At 53.8% G+C, this 15,841-nt stretch carries 20 protein-coding genes; all 20 read right to left on the reverse strand.

Features of this window, described 5'->3' with window-relative positions:
- Positions 1-7 precede the first annotated feature (7 nt).
- The 20 genes from EOJ37_RS12020 to EOJ37_RS12115 all read right to left on the reverse strand — a co-directional run bounded on the left by EOJ37_RS12020 (position 8) and on the right by EOJ37_RS12115 (position 15,481).
- Positions 8-460, reverse strand: coding sequence for a hypothetical protein (locus EOJ37_RS12020; protein ID WP_127960149.1), 453 nt, complete (start codon positions 458-460; stop codon positions 8-10).
- The gene (locus tag EOJ37_RS12025) at positions 457-1,164 is read right to left on the reverse strand and encodes a DUF4376 domain-containing protein (RefSeq protein ID WP_127960150.1); all 708 of its coding nucleotides are present in this window, start codon (positions 1,162-1,164) and stop codon (positions 457-459) included. The genes EOJ37_RS12020 and EOJ37_RS12025 overlap by 4 nt, the downstream gene beginning before the upstream one ends.
- Positions 1,161-2,405: a phage tail-collar fiber domain-containing protein gene (locus EOJ37_RS12030; protein WP_127960151.1), complete on the reverse strand. Its 1,245-nt coding sequence runs from the start codon at positions 2,403-2,405 to the stop codon at positions 1,161-1,163. The genes EOJ37_RS12025 and EOJ37_RS12030 overlap by 4 nt, the downstream gene beginning before the upstream one ends.
- A gap of 29 nt (positions 2,406-2,434) precedes the next feature.
- Positions 2,435-3,088, reverse strand: coding sequence for a DUF4376 domain-containing protein (locus EOJ37_RS12035; RefSeq protein ID WP_127960152.1), 654 nt, complete (start codon positions 3,086-3,088; stop codon positions 2,435-2,437).
- Positions 3,089-3,099: 11 nt separating this feature from the next.
- Positions 3,100-4,476, reverse strand: coding sequence for a phage tail-collar fiber domain-containing protein (locus EOJ37_RS14985; RefSeq protein ID WP_127960153.1), 1,377 nt, complete (start codon positions 4,474-4,476; stop codon positions 3,100-3,102).
- Positions 4,477-4,492: 16 nt separating this feature from the next.
- Positions 4,493-5,674 (reverse strand): phage tail-collar fiber domain-containing protein, encoded by a 1,182-nt coding sequence (locus EOJ37_RS12045; protein ID WP_127960154.1) that lies wholly within the window; start codon positions 5,672-5,674, stop codon positions 4,493-4,495.
- A gap of 18 nt (positions 5,675-5,692) precedes the next feature.
- Entirely contained in the window at positions 5,693-6,298 is a 606-nt protein-coding gene (locus EOJ37_RS12050) for a tail fiber assembly protein (protein ID WP_127960155.1), read from the reverse strand.
- A complete protein-coding gene (locus tag EOJ37_RS12055) occupies positions 6,298-7,245 on the reverse strand; it encodes a phage tail-collar fiber domain-containing protein (protein ID WP_127960156.1) in 948 nt (315 codons plus the stop codon). Before EOJ37_RS12055 ends, EOJ37_RS12050 begins: the two co-directional genes overlap by 1 nt.
- Positions 7,235-7,936: a phage tail protein I gene (locus EOJ37_RS12060; protein ID WP_127960157.1), complete on the reverse strand. Its 702-nt coding sequence runs from the start codon at positions 7,934-7,936 to the stop codon at positions 7,235-7,237. Before EOJ37_RS12060 ends, EOJ37_RS12055 begins: the two co-directional genes overlap by 11 nt.
- On the reverse strand, positions 7,929-8,840 hold the full coding sequence (locus tag EOJ37_RS12065) for a baseplate assembly protein (protein WP_127960158.1): 912 nt from the start codon (positions 8,838-8,840) through the stop codon (positions 7,929-7,931). The genes EOJ37_RS12060 and EOJ37_RS12065 overlap by 8 nt, the downstream gene beginning before the upstream one ends.
- Positions 8,837-9,199 (reverse strand): GPW/gp25 family protein, encoded by a 363-nt coding sequence (locus EOJ37_RS12070; RefSeq protein WP_127960159.1) that lies wholly within the window; start codon positions 9,197-9,199, stop codon positions 8,837-8,839. Before EOJ37_RS12070 ends, EOJ37_RS12065 begins: the two co-directional genes overlap by 4 nt.
- On the reverse strand, positions 9,196-9,870 hold the full coding sequence (locus EOJ37_RS12075) for a phage baseplate assembly protein V (RefSeq protein WP_127960160.1): 675 nt from the start codon (positions 9,868-9,870) through the stop codon (positions 9,196-9,198). Before EOJ37_RS12075 ends, EOJ37_RS12070 begins: the two co-directional genes overlap by 4 nt.
- Before the next feature lie 269 nt (positions 9,871-10,139).
- Complete coding sequence (locus EOJ37_RS12080) at positions 10,140-10,640, reverse strand: phage tail protein (RefSeq protein WP_162473699.1); 501 nt, start codon at positions 10,638-10,640, stop codon at positions 10,140-10,142.
- Positions 10,640-11,170: a DUF2514 family protein gene (locus tag EOJ37_RS12085; protein ID WP_127960162.1), complete on the reverse strand. Its 531-nt coding sequence runs from the start codon at positions 11,168-11,170 to the stop codon at positions 10,640-10,642. The genes EOJ37_RS12080 and EOJ37_RS12085 overlap by 1 nt, the downstream gene beginning before the upstream one ends.
- The gene (locus tag EOJ37_RS12090) at positions 11,167-11,559 is read right to left on the reverse strand and encodes a M15 family metallopeptidase (protein WP_127960163.1); all 393 of its coding nucleotides are present in this window, start codon (positions 11,557-11,559) and stop codon (positions 11,167-11,169) included. The genes EOJ37_RS12085 and EOJ37_RS12090 overlap by 4 nt, the downstream gene beginning before the upstream one ends.
- Positions 11,549-11,878 (reverse strand): phage holin family protein, encoded by a 330-nt coding sequence (locus EOJ37_RS12095; RefSeq protein ID WP_127960164.1) that lies wholly within the window; start codon positions 11,876-11,878, stop codon positions 11,549-11,551. Before EOJ37_RS12095 ends, EOJ37_RS12090 begins: the two co-directional genes overlap by 11 nt.
- A 158-nt stretch (positions 11,879-12,036) precedes the next feature.
- A complete protein-coding gene (locus EOJ37_RS12100; RefSeq protein ID WP_127960165.1) occupies positions 12,037-12,237 on the reverse strand; it encodes a tail protein X in 201 nt (66 codons plus the stop codon).
- A 401-nt stretch (positions 12,238-12,638) separates the two neighbouring features.
- Entirely contained in the window at positions 12,639-14,678 is a 2,040-nt protein-coding gene (locus EOJ37_RS12105) for a replication endonuclease (protein ID WP_127960166.1), read from the reverse strand.
- 12 nt (positions 14,679-14,690) lie between these two features.
- Positions 14,691-15,269: a 3'-5' exonuclease gene (locus EOJ37_RS12110; RefSeq protein WP_127960170.1), complete on the reverse strand. Its 579-nt coding sequence runs from the start codon at positions 15,267-15,269 to the stop codon at positions 14,691-14,693.
- Entirely contained in the window at positions 15,269-15,481 is a 213-nt protein-coding gene (locus EOJ37_RS12115; RefSeq protein ID WP_127960167.1) for a hypothetical protein, read from the reverse strand. Before EOJ37_RS12115 ends, EOJ37_RS12110 begins: the two co-directional genes overlap by 1 nt.
- Positions 15,482-15,841 lie beyond the last annotated feature (360 nt).

Raw genomic sequence — 15,841 nt, forward strand, 5'->3', positions numbered from 1 at the left:
AACACTCTCATAGTTGCAGTTTAACCTGGCTACTGACTAGGGCATGTAGCAGGTTGGGGTGATAGCGCCAGCTCTCTTGCAGGCGCAGGAATTCAGCACAAAATTCACTACAGAAGAATTTGTCATCTCGCCCACGTTGCAACAGCACGAAGCCAATCGCACCCAGCAGGTCGTAGTGCAGCGCACGGTGGTAATGGAAAAACTCCTCGACACTTTCAGCACGGGCGCTGATCGGAACCAAATCCCACTTTTCTGCTGGCAGCGGCATCACTTTGCAACGCACGCCTTTATCGCGTATCGAGGCGGAGTAGCAGCGATATTCACCATTGGCTAACTCCACCACCAATTCACAATGTGAATAGATGCCACGTGTGACTTTGCGCGTTACCCAGTCAGCGAGCCAGGCGACGCTGCGTGGTGCGGCAATCCCTTTGTAGAAAGCTAAATAGACTTGGCTCATACCTGCCAACCTTGTTGATAGTCGTAGTTGATCACGGCCGCTAGTTCAGTCAGTAGCTCAACGGCAGCAATGTGCTGCTGGGCGGCTGCGAACAGTCGCATGTCGTGGGCGATCGTTTCTGCTTCAAAGCGTGCAGCAATTTCGTTGGTTAATTCAATCAGCCCGTTATTTTTGCTCTGCCACATCAACCCTGCTGGAATTTGCCCTGCCTGGCCCATTTTGCACAGTGTCGTTTGTTGAATACGACTCGCGGTATCACTATGGAAATGGTGGCCATCAATCACGATGTAATCAGCGGTAAGGTGATCACGATGCGCTTTAATTTCAGCAATTTTCGCCTGTTGTGCCGTGGCGAGGTTCGCTTGCCACTGTTTGCCATCCCAATGCATAAAGGGGTAAGGCGGTTTCACTAACGTCAAATTATCTGGCAGTGCGCCCAGTTGGTTAAACTGCAATTGGCAGCCGCTGGCGGTATCAAATACCGCTTTGCCCCGGTGATCTTCGAGCGCCTGCCAAGTTTCACCATCAAAACGCAATAACAAACCTGGTGGGCACGCTGCCGGTGTCACTAAGGTGCAATTGGCGGGTAACTCGGCATTGGGTGCCAAATAGATTTCGCTACTACCGATATATTCGCCGCTATCTTCGGCATAATTAAACACCCGTAAGGTGCGTGCTTGTTCAGAAGGAGTAAATTGACTCATGCCAGCCTCACGATGTAGTTAAAGGCAATATTTTTGACGGTGTTCTCGCTATTACCGCTCGCGTCAACGGTAACGTTATGACTGTGGCTACCCAATACAATGGTGTGATTGTGGCTACCCAGCGCAATGCTATGTGTGTGGGCACCTATTGCCACTGAGTGGGCGTGGTGCCCTTCTGTGCTGGTTTTGAACTTGTAGTTGTCGCCATCTTCCTTTCCTGAACCTTGGTTATTACGCGTACCGTCATAATAACCATAGCGTCCACCACTGCGTTCTCCCCAAGCACTATCATGGAAGTGAGCACCAGTGGCATTGGTCGATTTGGTTCCGTAATCAAAGGCGGTGGTATTTTTGCTGCCCAGATCTTTCGCGAGGGTGGTTTTACTGCCCAAATCGGTGCTGTTGGCACTGGCGCTGTGGCTATGCGATTTAATGCCATCTTGTTCCTGGCTTAACACGGCTCGGCCACTGGCTGGCGTGCCTTTGATCATCCAACCACGCATATCTGGCAATACGCCGCTAGGGTACGCCTGTGCCAGTTTTGGGTAACGCGCTTTGTCAAATGTCTGCCCGACCATCAGGGCGTAACCACTCGGGATGGTGTTTGATGGCCAAGGGATCGGCATGCCGACCGGGCAGCTTTCCGCCTGTTTCAATGCTTTCGGCGTGGCGGCTTTGGTTTCATCATCACTGTCAGTGGCATTGCTTAACTGCACAAACCCTTTTGCCGTCAGGGTCGCATCCGGGTGGTTGCGCGATTCGGCATGTTGATTCAGTGCATCAGCCAAATATTCGCGCGTTGCCAACACGAGCGTCGGGTCAACTTTTAGCGTGATCGCCTCGGTGCTGCTGACAATCAGCACCATGCGTACTACTTGCACCCGGCCATTACCCTCTTGCAACTGGGGTTTATAGGTTTCGGCGCAGTTGGCTACTGCAATCAGCTCGCCCTGTTTGTCAAACAGGCCAATTTCGCGGATCCACCATCCGCCGACATTTTCCGGGATGATTTGCTCGGCAATAATCTGGTTGCTGTTTTTTTCATCGGTAATCAGGCTATTTAATGGCGCCCGACGCACTTCATTGACTAATTTAGTCTGTGCGGCATTCGGCGTCGGTAATTGGCCATTGCCATCACCGACCGCCATATGGGTAATTTCTAGCGGTTGTTCCCGTGCCGTTGCCTGGGCCAGCTTTTCCGCTCCGCGCTGGGTTAATAGGGTGTAATATTTTGGTGCCACTCTGCTCTCCGTGGAATTTAGCTATTGGGTTATGGCTGCCAACCAGTCTTATAATCGTATTCACTCACAGCTTGTAACTCGCGCAATGCCTCAACGGCAGCAATGTGCCGCTGGGCGTTCGCGAACAAGCGCATATCGTGAGCAATGGTTTCCGACTCAAACCGTGCAGCAATTTGGTTAGTTAATTCAATTAATCCATTATTTTTGCTCTGCCACATCAAGCCTGCTGGAATTTGCCCTGCCTGGCCCATTTTGCACAGTGTTGCTTGTTGAATACGACTAGCGGTATCACTATGAAAATGGTGCTCATCGATAATGATGTAATCAGCCGTTAGCTGGTCACGATATTTTTTTATTTCCTCTATTTTTTTCTGTTGCTCACTCTCTAGCGTGATCAAACTAACAATTTTCTCTCCATCCCATCCCCAATTACCGTCAATTGCTAATCCCTGTGGCACCTTATCCGCTTCAACTTCAAACACTGACATATTGATTGGCCATAAAGTAGAAACATCATGATGACATGCAACTATTTTTTGTTGATCGCCAACACAAATCTTTAGTGTTTCCGGAGAGAATTTTTCCTGTGCCTGATACCAATCAATGCCATTTTCATCTTGTAAATAGACCACGCCAGATATAGCGGTTTCTGGTTGGTAAAAAGTTAAATTAATTAATTGCATTATCATCTCCTTTAAATTGACACCACAGTATACCAGCTACCATTAATTAGTTTTTGCAGTGGACGACGGTAGATTGTCTCTATATGTTGGCCTCCATCCGAATTATGTACCCCTGTTATTACGTATCCAGCCGCATCAGAATATCCAGGCCCATACCACGTTGGCGAGCTCTCAACTGCACCTAACCGAATATCCTGTAAACCTCTAGAGTTGAGATAATTACTCAACCACCCGCCCCACAGCGTGCCGTAGATATTGCCATCAGGATGGAGTGATGCCCCTCCCGCAGCTAACGCTTTTGGTGCATAGAAGTTACCGTTTTTATGGAATACATAATCACCGCCACCATCAGCACCGTTATTTAACCTAACACCATCACCGCCTTTATCTTTATAGAGATACATCCGTACCGATTCATTGGCATTTTTAAAGATAATATGGCGGCGTGCATCAGACTTCAGCGTGATATCGCCACCAACACCGACATGGTGGCCAAACCACACATTGCCGGTCTTTATATCCGCAGCGAAAGGACGCAGGTTGTTCCAACTTCCGATTTGATCTTTCGCATTGGTAAATAACAGGTAATAGTTGCTGCCGTCGTTACGCCAAAAAGCACCATAATCACCGGCAGCGATACGCCAATTATTTACTGTGTAAGAAACCAACTCACCGTCGACACGATCACCGCTCTGGTTTAGGTAATACTTGTCCAGTTCCAGGTTGGCGCGTGCTGCTGCTTTATCTGACAAATCGCCAAGGTTCTGTGCCTGTTTGAGGCTGCTGTCAGCCACGGTTTTTAGCGCTTTCGGCGTAGCTGCTTTGGTTTCATCATTGCTATCAATGGCATTGCTGAGCTGCACAAACCCTTTGGCGGTTAGCGTGGCATCCGGGTGGTTACGAGACTGTTCATGCGTGCTGAGCGCGTTATCCAGCGATTCACGGTTGGCCAATACCGTTGTCGGGTCAGTTTTTAGCGTGATCGCTTCAGTGCTGCTGACAATCAGCACCATGCGTACCACTTGCACCCGACCAGTGCCCTCTTGCAACTGGGGTTTATAGGTTTCGGCGCAGTTGGCTACCGCAATCAGTTCGCCCTGTTTGTCAAACAGGCCAATTTCGCGCATCCACCATCCACCGACATTTTCCGGGATGATTTGCTCGGCAATAATCTGGTTGCTGTTTTTTTCATCGGTGATCAGGCTATTTAATGGCGCCCGACGCACTTCATTGATTAATTTAGTCTGTGCAGCATTCGGCGTCGGTAATTGGCCGTTGCCATCACCAACTGCCATATGGGTAATTTCCAGCGGTTGTTCCTGTGCCGTTGCCTGAGCCAGCTTTTCCGCTCCGCGTAATGTGAGTAGGGTGTAATATTTGGTCGCCATCTGGCACTCTCCTGTTTTAAGCGGCTCGCACGATGTAGCTAAAGGCAATATTGCGTGGGCGGGTCGATATCCAACTCACTGAGTTCTTGTAAAAATAACAATGTGATGTTCCCATGACGGCATTGTCTAACCGATATGGTTCTAACTTAGCGACAAGTGAGCCAAAGCTATCAGCCGCTCCCGCAGGAGTAATCAATGTACGGCTATCAGCATCACTGGACCATATTCCTACCGGTACGGACTGATCATGCGAATCCCCCCCGCCAGCATCAGCCGTTGCCATGCGGATCTGTGTTGGTTGCTGTAGGCTCAACAGGCTCCTATCTTTATCCACTCCGCGTGCATCATCCCAACCACGGATAAATTCACCACGCAGATCCGGCAGTTTGCCGCTCGGGTAGGCGGCGGCCAGTAGCGGGTATTTGACTTTGTCGAAGCTGGCGCCGTTGCATTTAAACCAGCCAGCCGGTGGGGTGGCTTGTGGCCAAGGTATCGGAGCACCTACCGGCAGTAGGTTGGCGCTGATACCCAAATTTTCCACTGCGGCCGCTTTGTCTGGCAGATCCGCGAGGTTTTTCGCCAGTTTGAGGGTGCTATCCGCGACTGTTTTTACCGCTTTCGGCGTGGCGGCTAACGTTTCACTGTTGCTGTCAACCGCGCTGCTCAGTTGCACAAATCCTTTGGCATTCAGTGTGCCATCCGGGTGATTGCGCGATTGCGCATGGGTGTGGATTGCCAGGTCAACAAACTGGCGCGTTGCCAGTACCACGGACGGATCAATCAGCAGTGTCACTGCTTCGCTGTTGCTGATCGCCAGTATCATGCGTACCGATTGCACCCGTGCGCTGCCCTCTTGCAGTTGCGGTTTATAGGTTTCACCACAGTTGGCGACCGCAATCAGTACTCCTTGGTCGTCAAACAGGCCAATTTCACGCAGCCACCATCCACCGATGTTTTCTGGGATCACCAGTTCGGCAATCAGTTGGTTGGCGTTGTTGGGGTCAATGCTCAGGTTATTGAGCGGAGCGCGATAAACTTCATGCACCAGGGCGCGTTGCGCTGGGTTTGGTTGCACGGCACTGCCGTTGCCATCACCAACTGCCATGGTGCTGATGGCGATTTGTTCACCCAGGGCGGTGGCGTTAGCCAGTTTGGCTTCACCCAAGCTGGTCAGTAGAGCGTAAAATTGCGTTTGCACGTGCTGATCTCCAAATGGTTAAACTGTCGGTACGGTCGGCCAGTTGATCTCTGGGGCGTTCGCGAGCGATAGCCCCTGTAGTGCTTTGATGTAACCTAGCCAGGCGATCAGTCTGGTTTTGTCTTCTTCGCTGATGATGTTGAGCTGCATTTCGCTTTGCCATAGGCTGATGGTGGCGCGTGCCGTGGCCAGTAGCTCACTCTGCTGCTGTTTGGCAGCGGCCAGTTGTGCCGCGTGCTGCTGCTCCAGTGAGGTGACCCATTGGCCATCTTGCCACTGGTCAAAGGGGGTGGCCGGTGCCAGTAAGGTGGTGTCTGGCGGGTAGTCGCCCAAGGCAGTGATGGTCAGCGCTTCGCCGTTGGCGGTGTGGTAGACCGTTTCGCCACGGTGGTCGGCAACGCTCTGCCAGCCGCTGTTGTCAGCCGTGCGCACTATCGCTTGCCCGGCTTCAGGCTGGGGGGGGGCATCCAGGTAGCTGTATGCCGGTAAGCCCACTCCCTGTTCCAGGTACTCTTCTGAAGGCGCTAGGTATTCACGCTGTTGCGGTTCGATGTTGTAGACCGTCAGCCAACCAGCAACCGTTGCCAAGCCGTTGTTATCCAGTTGTGTACGTGGTTGATTCATTAGGCTGCTCTCACGATGTAGTTAAAGGCGATATTGCGTGGGCGGGTTTCATTGCCGCCGCTGTTATTGGTAAAATATCGATTATCGCGATAGATGGAGTTACCGTTCTCGCCTTGCCAAGCATTATCTGAACTGACAATCCGATCCCCACTTTTGTCATTGATTATAAAAGCATTAATATTAATCACGTCGGCTGTAGAGACGGTGTGATGGTGTTCTTTGAAAGCATCTCCTTGCCAACTCAACAGTCCCCGACCTTTATCCACTCCGCGTGCATCATCCCAGCCGCGAATAAATTCACCACGCAGATCCGGCAGTTTGCCACTGGGGTAGGCGGCGGCCAGTAGTGGGTATTTGGCTTTGTCGAAGCTGGCGCCGTTGCATTTGAACCAGCCGGCCGGTGGGGTGGCTTGTGGCCACGGTAGCGGTAAGCCGACCGGGATGTACTGGTTGATGTCGGCAGTGCGCAGGTAGGGCTGTAGCCGTTCATCCACGTAGCTGCGCGGGGCCAATACTACCGCCGGGTCAATTTTCAGTGTCACGGCTTCGGTGCTGCTGACCACCAGTAACATGCGGATGATTTGGCTGCGTCCGCTGCCATCTTCCAGTTTAGGTTTGTAGGTTTCGGCACAGTTGGCGACGGCAATCAGTGCGCCCTGTTTGTCAAATAGGCCAATTTCACGGATCCACCATCCGCCAATGTTTTCTGGGATCACCAGTTCGGCAATCAGTTGGTTGGCGTTGTTGCTATCCACCGTCAGGCGGTTCAACTCTGCGCGGTAAACTTGGCGCACCAGGGCGGTTTGTGCCGCGTTGGGTGTGGGTAAGCTGCCTTCGCCGTCACCGAGCGCCATTTGGCTCAGTTCCAGGGTTTGGCCGTTAGCGCTGGCTTTGGCCAGTTTTTCCGTGCCCACGCGGGTGAGCACTCCTCGATATTTAGTCACCAATTGCGACCTCCAGGGTATCTATGAAATGGATGGCTGCCGCGTGGTAATCCGCGCTTGCGACAGCGACAGTGTTCGGGGTGTAGCGGCTGGCCACTTCCAGCGTGTCAATCAGGTGTAGTGCAGCTCCGGCATAGCCGTTACCGTCTACCGCGATCGCTTCAGCAAAATAGGGGTAGGTGGTGAGTGTGTCGCCGCAATAGCAGGCACCGCCGCTGTAGAAGTGGCCGCTGGTTTGTAGCTGTAGCGAGAGTCTTAACAGGTGGCGGCTGCACGGTTTTACGCTGTCAATCAGCCGTTCCAGCTCTAGGTAGCTCTCTTCATTAATACCTTGCTCTTGTACGCCAATTTCCAGCGTGAAGGTGCCGGGGGCGCTGTCGATTTGCCACCATTCGTTGATGCGCAGGAAGAAGCCGAACGGCTCTACCACGCGACGCAGTGCGCCGGTGGTGCCTTTGTAGCGGTGCAGGTAAAATGCATCGGCGATCGCTTGGCGTTTGGTGGCTTCTGGCCACTTTTCATCCCAGCGGTCAACCGAGAATGCCCAGGCTAAGTAGGGCAGCAGTTCCACACGGCAGCTCAACGGGCTCCATAGCTGGCGCAGTGGCACCGGTACTTCGCCCAATGATGCCGCCACCCGTGCTGCAACGCGCTCAAGCTGTGTGGCGTTGGGTGGCAACAGTTCGCTATGCATCGTATCCCCCTACCTCAATCTGGTAGTTGGTGCAGTAGGAGGCTTGTTGGAGATTAAGAACGATGTCGGCCTGTGGTTGGCGTAACTCTACCCGCTGTACCCCTTCAACATGCAGTGCGGCGTAGATCGCCGATAGGCGAATGTCGCGCCCGAGGCGGTTTTGTGCCGCAATGTATGCCTGTAATTTCTGTTCCGACGCTTGGCGCACCGGTTCTGCTTCTGGACCTGGGTAGATGTAAAGGGTGGCATCAATCTGGTAGGGGATGATTTCCGCCGATTGTACTGTGACGCGGTCAGCCACTGGGCGTACCTGTTCGTCGTTTAGTGCCGCTGCGACCACCGCCAGCAGGTCTTCGTCGGCGCTGCCGTCGCCATCACGCGCCAGTACCGAGATGGTGACGCTGGCCGGTGATGGGCTGACCGCCGAGATGTCGGCAACGCGCCCGTCGGCGCTGCGTCCCCAGAATTCATAGGCCGCTGTAGGCCCGGCGACGCTTAGCCCTTCAAAGGCCTGTTGGGTGCGGGTGCGTAGGTCGGCGTCCGATTCCAGTTCTGCCGGTGTCGGCGGAATGGTGCGGTCGTTCGCTTCTTTGATGATCAGGCGTTCGATGTTGAAGTTGGCAGCCAGGTTGTCGAGATCACTGTCGCCTGCGTAGGCAAGCATCACCGCGCGTGCCGCTTCGTTCACCCGTTGGCGCAGTAGCAGTTCACGGTAGCAGTTCTCTTCCAGTAGCATGGTGAGCGGTTCAGACTCCAGTTCCAGAGTGCGGGCAATCTCTTGCCGTTCACTCTCTGGGTAGAGGGCGATCAGGCCAGCTTTACGCTCTGCCAGTAGTCTTTCAAATTCCAGGGGTTCAACCACTACCGGTGGTGGCAATTGTGATAAATCTATCGTTCCGCTCATTCCTGACCTCTTAAAGTGATATCGGCGTTAAATGGCTGTTGAGTGTCAATGCGTTTGCCTTGAATGGTGGCAATCAGTTGGCCTGCTGTGGGTGAATCTAGGGTGATGTGGCTGAGCAGTAGCCGTGGTTCCCACAGGTAGAGCGCGTTGTAAATCGCCGACATGATGCGTAAGCGTGTTACGCTGCTTTCCAGCGGTTGGTCAATCAGCTCAAATAGCTGTGAGCCATAGTTGCGGCGCATGACGCGCGAGCCAATCGGCGTTAGCAGGATGTTGCGGATTGACTGTGCGATGTGGTGTTCGTCGGTGATGCTCTTTCCGGTGTTGTCGTGCATTCCCCGGTAGCGTGCGTTGCTCATCTCGGGCCTCCTGTGGATTGGTCGCCAGTTCTGACGCCACTGTGGATGTGGTTGTCGATCTGGACGCCGTTCGATCTGAAGCTGCCGCCACGGTGTTCGATGTTGCCACTCATGCTGCCGCCTTGTTGGACTTGCAGCGAGGCGGTGGTCAGGTTGTTGGTGCAGGTGACTTGTGGTGTGTCTAGCGTGATGCTTTGGCTGGCTTTCACTGTCACTTGTGGGCTTTCAACCAGTACGCTGTCGCTGGCTTTGACAATCACTTGCGGTACGATGGCGGTGATTGACTCGCTGGCGGTGATCTGCGCAGTTTTGATGCCGCTTACCGTCAAGCTGCTGCTGGCCGGATCGTATTCAATGCGCGCCCCATCCGGATGGAGGATGACGCTGCTGGTGCTTTTGCTGTCCGGCGGTAGTGCGTTGTAGCTGTAAAGGCTGCCGCCAATAAAGGCCGTTTCCATTTCGCCACACAGGCAAGCAATCCACACTTGTTCACCGACGGTCGGCGCCCACCAGGTGACCGCTGCACCCGCACGCGGTACCGACCAGCGGATCCAGTCAGTCTGGTTACCGCCGCACGCTACGCGGGCAAGGTAGCGCCCGTGGTCGACTTCCAGCACGGTGCCAATGCGAAATAGGTTGCAGATAAGACGATAAAGTTCGTTTAAATTCATAATGCTGACTGTTTTCCGAGGTGCTGATTACCCTGTTCGGTTTGAGGTTCCGCGCATTAGGGAGAAGGCGCTTTTCAGCTCGTGAATAATGCTGTGAGTATCAGCAGTCAGCCATCGGCATACAATGAAGCGGTATTGTGTGCTGTGGCTGACAATCGGTTGTCACCGCCAAGCGGCAGTTAGCCTGTGTGCGGATATGTTGCTGAAGGCGTGTGTGAACCGCAGCCAGCTCAGCAGCTGACCGGCGGTCAACGCGGTTGGTTAACCGCTTAGGGGTAGTCGATTGGGATCAGTTTGCCATCTTCTCGGCGCCAGGCTTCACCGGTGAATTTGTCGACAAATACCAGTGACCAGATGCCCAGTTGCTCTTGCTCGCGCGCTTTGACGTGGTGGGTGATGAGCAATTGTTCGTCTTGGCGTACCACGCTGACCAGTTCATCAACCGGAAAGCTGATTTTTAGGTTGCTTAGGTTGTTGTCCAGCGTTTCACAGCTAAAACGTAGCCCGTTGCGTTGCTGCTCTGGGTTCAGTAGTAATTCCGGTTGATGCAGGCTCGCCCAGGCCAGGATCGGCACGCTGAGGCTATCAAGATGCAGTGGGCAAGCGCGCACTTCCACTTCGATGTTGTAGTGGTAGCGGAAGGTGACCGGCTCAAAACCGGTGTTGACAATTTCGCCCTGCTGAAAGCTGACGCTAAGCTGCTCGGGATGTTGACGCAGCCACGGCGCATATTCAATCAGGCTTTGACGCAGTAGTTCAGGTTTTAACACTATTTTATCTCCGCAGACTGGATGGTGTTGTAGGCGGCCTGGCAAGCTAATCCTCTCGCTCGAGCTTCATCAGCTGCTCTTGCCATTTCGCCCGCTCGCTGGTCAGCGCTTCTAAACAGCTCGGCAAGCAGTTCGCTGCCGCTGGTTTTTGTTTGGCCTGCTCCGGCAGTTCCGGCAGCGCAGGCGCGTTCACGCTCGGCCAGTTTCCTGGCGAGTCTGTCGGCGTGCTGGTGCAGCCCACGAGAAGCAGCGTGAGCGCGATCAGCATCTTGTTGTACCGCACTAATCTGTTGGTTGGCCTGTTGTCTAATTTCATCGATCTCACCTTGTCGCCGCTGTTCTTCGATTCGTGCCTCAAGCAGCCGTTGACTGTGTGCCTTGGCGTCGGCTTCGTCACGCTCGGCCCACTTCAGTTTCCAGGCCGCTTCGGTGCGTTTTGCCCCCATTAATGAGCCACTGGTAAACACCACGCCCAACAGGATGATGACAGCAAAATTGAGCCAGTAACGTTGTAGCAGCGCGAGTATCATGTTGGGTAGTTCCGGTGGGATAGTTGGAAGTGCGGGCCGTCTTTCAGCGTTTGCCAATCGCCGCCCCACTCAAGCGATATTCCCAGTTCGCTGGCTGCCTGTTTGAAGGCGTTGGCGATCTGCTGATAGCAGCGCCACTCCCAGCTCACGTTGTTGCCGAGATAAGCCACCACATCCAGCGCGTGGCCGGTCAAGTGGCGGCTGTTTAATGTCTGGCTTTTGCCTGTCGCCACCAGTTGCTGCTGGCGCTCGAGGCTGCGCACCCCTTCGGTGATGGCAAAATCGATTGGCGACAGTTGCAGTGCCAGCCTGGCAACGCGCACTAAGTCGCGATGAACGCCGCGTAGGTTGGTTTCACTGCGTGTGCTAAAGACAAAATTACTGCTCATCTTTTCCGCTCCTGGTGCGGCTTTCAATCAGGTTGGTGACTTTATCGCGTACTTTTTCCGCCCCCATAAAGCCGATCGAGGCGCCAATGAAAATCACTGAATCGGGTGGAAAATCAAAAAACTCCAAAGAACCGGCGACGGCCAGGGTTAAGATGCCGCAAGCCAGCGAACCGGTTGCCGTTTTCAGTAGCGATTTACCATCGTAGAGGCTCATTAGCGCGGAAATACTGAAAGCCGCACCAGCGGCAAAAAACATCGAATGGTGAACGCTAAACCATTTCATCAGTTGTGCCAGGAATCCTGGTGGTGTTTCGTGCATACTGTTTCTCTTACAACCTATCTCTGTAGGCGTTGTGTTGTTGATGGGGCTTCTGGACAGACCAGCACGAAATCGCTTGCGTTGTGCCATGTTGCGCACGTTTTCTGTGCCTCTCAGTGCCCAAATGGCAACTAAAATAGCCTTGCTGAGATCGGTGATTAATCCCATAGCTGCACGGTTTCCCGTTTGGTTGGTGATTGAATTTCTGGCATGTAAACCCGTTGCCCCGCCTGCAATAGCGGGTTATCGCTGATGCCTTTGTTGGCATTCAGTACCACTTCCGTGACGCCAACAGTGCGGCCGTAATAGCGCCAACAGAGCAGTTCGACCGTGTCGTTTTGTTGTGCTCTCACCTGCATGATTTCCCCACTTAGTTTCTGCTGTTATCTCAATGTCCATTGATTGCCGTTCTGGCAATACAGAAAAATCGTGTCATCGATATCACGGCAATACATTGAAGTTATTAAATCGGTTGTACTCTAAACAGTTCGGATTGCAGTGGCTCTGCAACGGGCGAGGCTCTGAATAGCGCCAAGTCACTGGATGCAGCCAACACCCATACAACGTGAAATGTGATGAATACAGATACCCAAACTACTTGATGTTGCAGCAGTTGGCAGAGGTCACTCCCCACAGGTTTCATCGGATCAGTGTTTGGGATGCGTTCGTAGCCAACCCCTAACAACCTCAAGTAGCCAGGGTATCGGGCATCATGATTGCGTTTAGCCGGAAAAGGTGCAAAGCGTTCACTGTGTTGGTGTTATGGGACACACGTTTCAGTGGCGCTTTGCCGCGTGACCTGTTCGGCTGCCGCCAAGTCTGGCGCTCGTGGTTGCCGTTGCCGGTGTGAAGGTGCGCAAAAGTCGTTCTTTTCCCTCTCAGCCATCGCACCGTCGTGGTTTGGCCACGTACAGTTATTGACAGAACTCCAAGCAGCGGCTGCGCCGCCTGGAAGGTCAACAGCAACCCCAACTGCCTGACGTTTCGGTACAATTTTGTATTGGGTGGTGCGGGTGAAAATCAGTGAATCACTGCCCAGTTCCGGGCAGTAGACGCCCGTGATGCGCGCAACATCGTCACCATAGTCGTTACCGTTCGGTGTTATTTGGTAGTTGAGCCGTACGCGCAAATCTTTGCGCGCGACCAGTGGCCCACCCTGTGCGCTGACGTAGTGATCCCACGCGCCTTGGTTGGCTGCCTGGCGTGCCGGTTCCAGTTCTGGGTGCAACACCAGTTCACGATCGCCCAAACGACGCAGTTCGCGATAGACGGTGACCGGCGCGCCGCCAATTTGCTGAAACTGGCGGATCGCCCAGCGCGATGCCCAGGCACTGACGCGCTTCGACATCTGTTGTAAATCCTCGCCGGTTTCGTCGTCTTTTTCGCCTTCTAACGCGTAACCATCGATATTTTTTGAGATGTACTTCGCAATATAGCCAGTGGCACTGCCCTGTTTGCTGTCGATCGCCACCACTTGGCAACGGTTTTGCTGTGCGCCCGCTTCGTCACCATCCACCTCTAGCGCATAGCGACGGAATATTTCGCGTGCTGGTTCGATCTGCTCGCGCGCCATAAATAGCAATAAGTGCCAGTGTGGCGTGGCGTCGTGGTGCGGTTCGACCACGCGAAAACCAAACACCCGGATACCGGCACGTTTCCATGAAGCGCGAATTTTGGCCCAGACCGCGCAGAGGTATTGTTGCGTTTCACGCGGTGAAGCACCGTTGTATTTGTTGTTGCGGCGGCCATTATGCTGCATGGCGTGATAGCGCGAAGGGGCGGTTAAGGTGTAAAAATCCCCCGCCAAGCCCTGCTGTTGTGCCAATGCTTCAAAGCCGCGCATCCGCGTCATCAGTTCACGGCGGCGATTGGCCGGGTTGGCCACGCTGCCGCTCACTTTGTCGATCAGCGAGAGCCGTTCACCGGTTTGCTGGTCTTCCAGATCCATCGCCTTCAAATACGCTAGGTTGGCTCTTTTCTGTGCCAACCACTCCTGCAAACAGGGGGCGCTGCTGTAAGGATCGGCTTTTTTCTGCACATAACCGGTGGCAATCATCAGGTGTTCGCGCCAACGGGCATGGGTGCGCCGCAGGCGGTTCAGCCACCACTTGGCTGACTGCAAACGGCTGACTGCACGCAGCGCTTCATCTGCGTTCAGTTTCTGCTGGCAGTATGCCTGCCAGCCGGGGATCGCCATGTTGAGATGCTGTGCTAATGACGCGATACGGCCATAGCCCGACAGGGTGGCAAATTGCGCGCCATTGTGTGGCAATTGATGGTCAAACTCGCGCATAAATTCGCCAGTCAGCAAATCAGCCAAGGTGTAGGCCAGCCGTTTTAGCTCGCGTTTCCCCGCCCACAACAGGCGTTGGAGTTGATCGCGGATCGGCAGCAGTGCGGGCGGGGTGATGCCGGTTGGCAGGTAGTGCTGATTGATGGCGTCAATACGGCTCAGGACATAACGCTCGAAGCTGTTAACCAGCCAACGCTCCGCCGCTTGCTGGCTGTGTGCCTGGCGCTGCTCGAGTTGGCGAGCATAATAACGGCGGATGGCATGGGGCAGCGCGGCTAACCGGCGGCGTAGTCGTTGTGTGTGTGCGAACGGCTCTGGCTGTTGCAGTAATTCAGCAAGCTGGATCCGTTTACGGCGACCCTCTGGGGTGAGGTAACTAAAACCGCGTGCTGGCTGGTTCAGCGCACGCCCGATCGCCGGACGCGGTAGGTTCCAATGATAGCGATATTGGCCAGGTTGGCGGGTTGCGCCCTGCTGTGGGCGCGCTGTCGAGGTTTCGCTGCTCATCTGGCCGCCGACTTATAACATCGGTTCTTTGTCGGCGGTCAGGCGCTGCCAGAGTTCAGAGACGTAACTGGCTTGATGCACGGCATCATCCAATGCGTTATGACGCGTACCGCTAAAGGGGCGTTGCTGTTTCGGATCGCACCCCAACACGCGGCCCATCTCAACCAGTGTGCGCACATCCAGATCTCGCCACCAATGCCATGGCGCACTGATCCCGGCACGCGCGTAGGCAGCACGCAGCAACACGCAATCAAACGAAGCCCCATTACCCCAAACGCGCAGATGCTGCTGCCCTTTTGGTTGCTGGTGATCGGCAATAAACTGGTTTAACGCCGTCAATGCTGTGCTGATTGGCATCGCTTGCTGCTGCAACAGCGCAGCCCGTGCCTCGCCGCTCTGCTTCAGCCACCACTTGATGGTATCAGCATCCGGTAACGCCCCCAGTTGCATATCGCTGGCGAAATCGATACTGGTATAAAAACGCCCACCGGTGCAGCCGCTGGAAGGCTCAAAAAATACCGCGCCGATTGCTGCTAACGGTGCGTTGCTGCTGGTGCCTAACGTTTCCAGATCAATCATTAAGTGATTCATCACAGTGACACCCCATACGGCGAGTACGGCACTCGGCGCTGTAGCGCATCCAGGCAGTGCTGGCGCAACTCATGGACGAAATTAAGCGTAATGTTGCCATCGGCTGCCAAGGTGAATTCACCATCACGACGAGTTTTGATCGTCAGCCCCTCGGCCTCTATTGCCGGTAATACCACATGCAAAATAAAGCAATATTGTTCGTAATGAGTCATGGCCATTTACCTATTTACAGGGTGTGTTAATCCGCCACCTGAAATAATCAGGCAGGAAAATAAAAATGACTTTCAGCGGGAGTTTATTTGGAAACTTTATTTAAAAACTTTTTTAAAAATCCAGTCAGCACCGACAATCCTGTTTGGCGTTCTATTTTATCAGGCTTATCTATTTTAGTGCCGGCAGTAATAATGCTGTGCGCTAAATTGGGCTTCGCGATCCGGCCTTGTGGCAGGGCGGGATTCCACTTTGCATATAATTTAACCAAACATCAATTCGCTACGAAAATCAGCAGACCAGGCGGCCCGTCTACGCTTTGAGGCGATACTGTCTTTCAGTCCGGTATGTTGTTTGATAAC

The sequence above is a fragment of the Serratia microhaemolytica genome (assembly GCF_004011885.1).
GTDB lineage: Bacteria > Pseudomonadota > Gammaproteobacteria > Enterobacterales > Enterobacteriaceae > Serratia_G > Serratia_G microhaemolytica.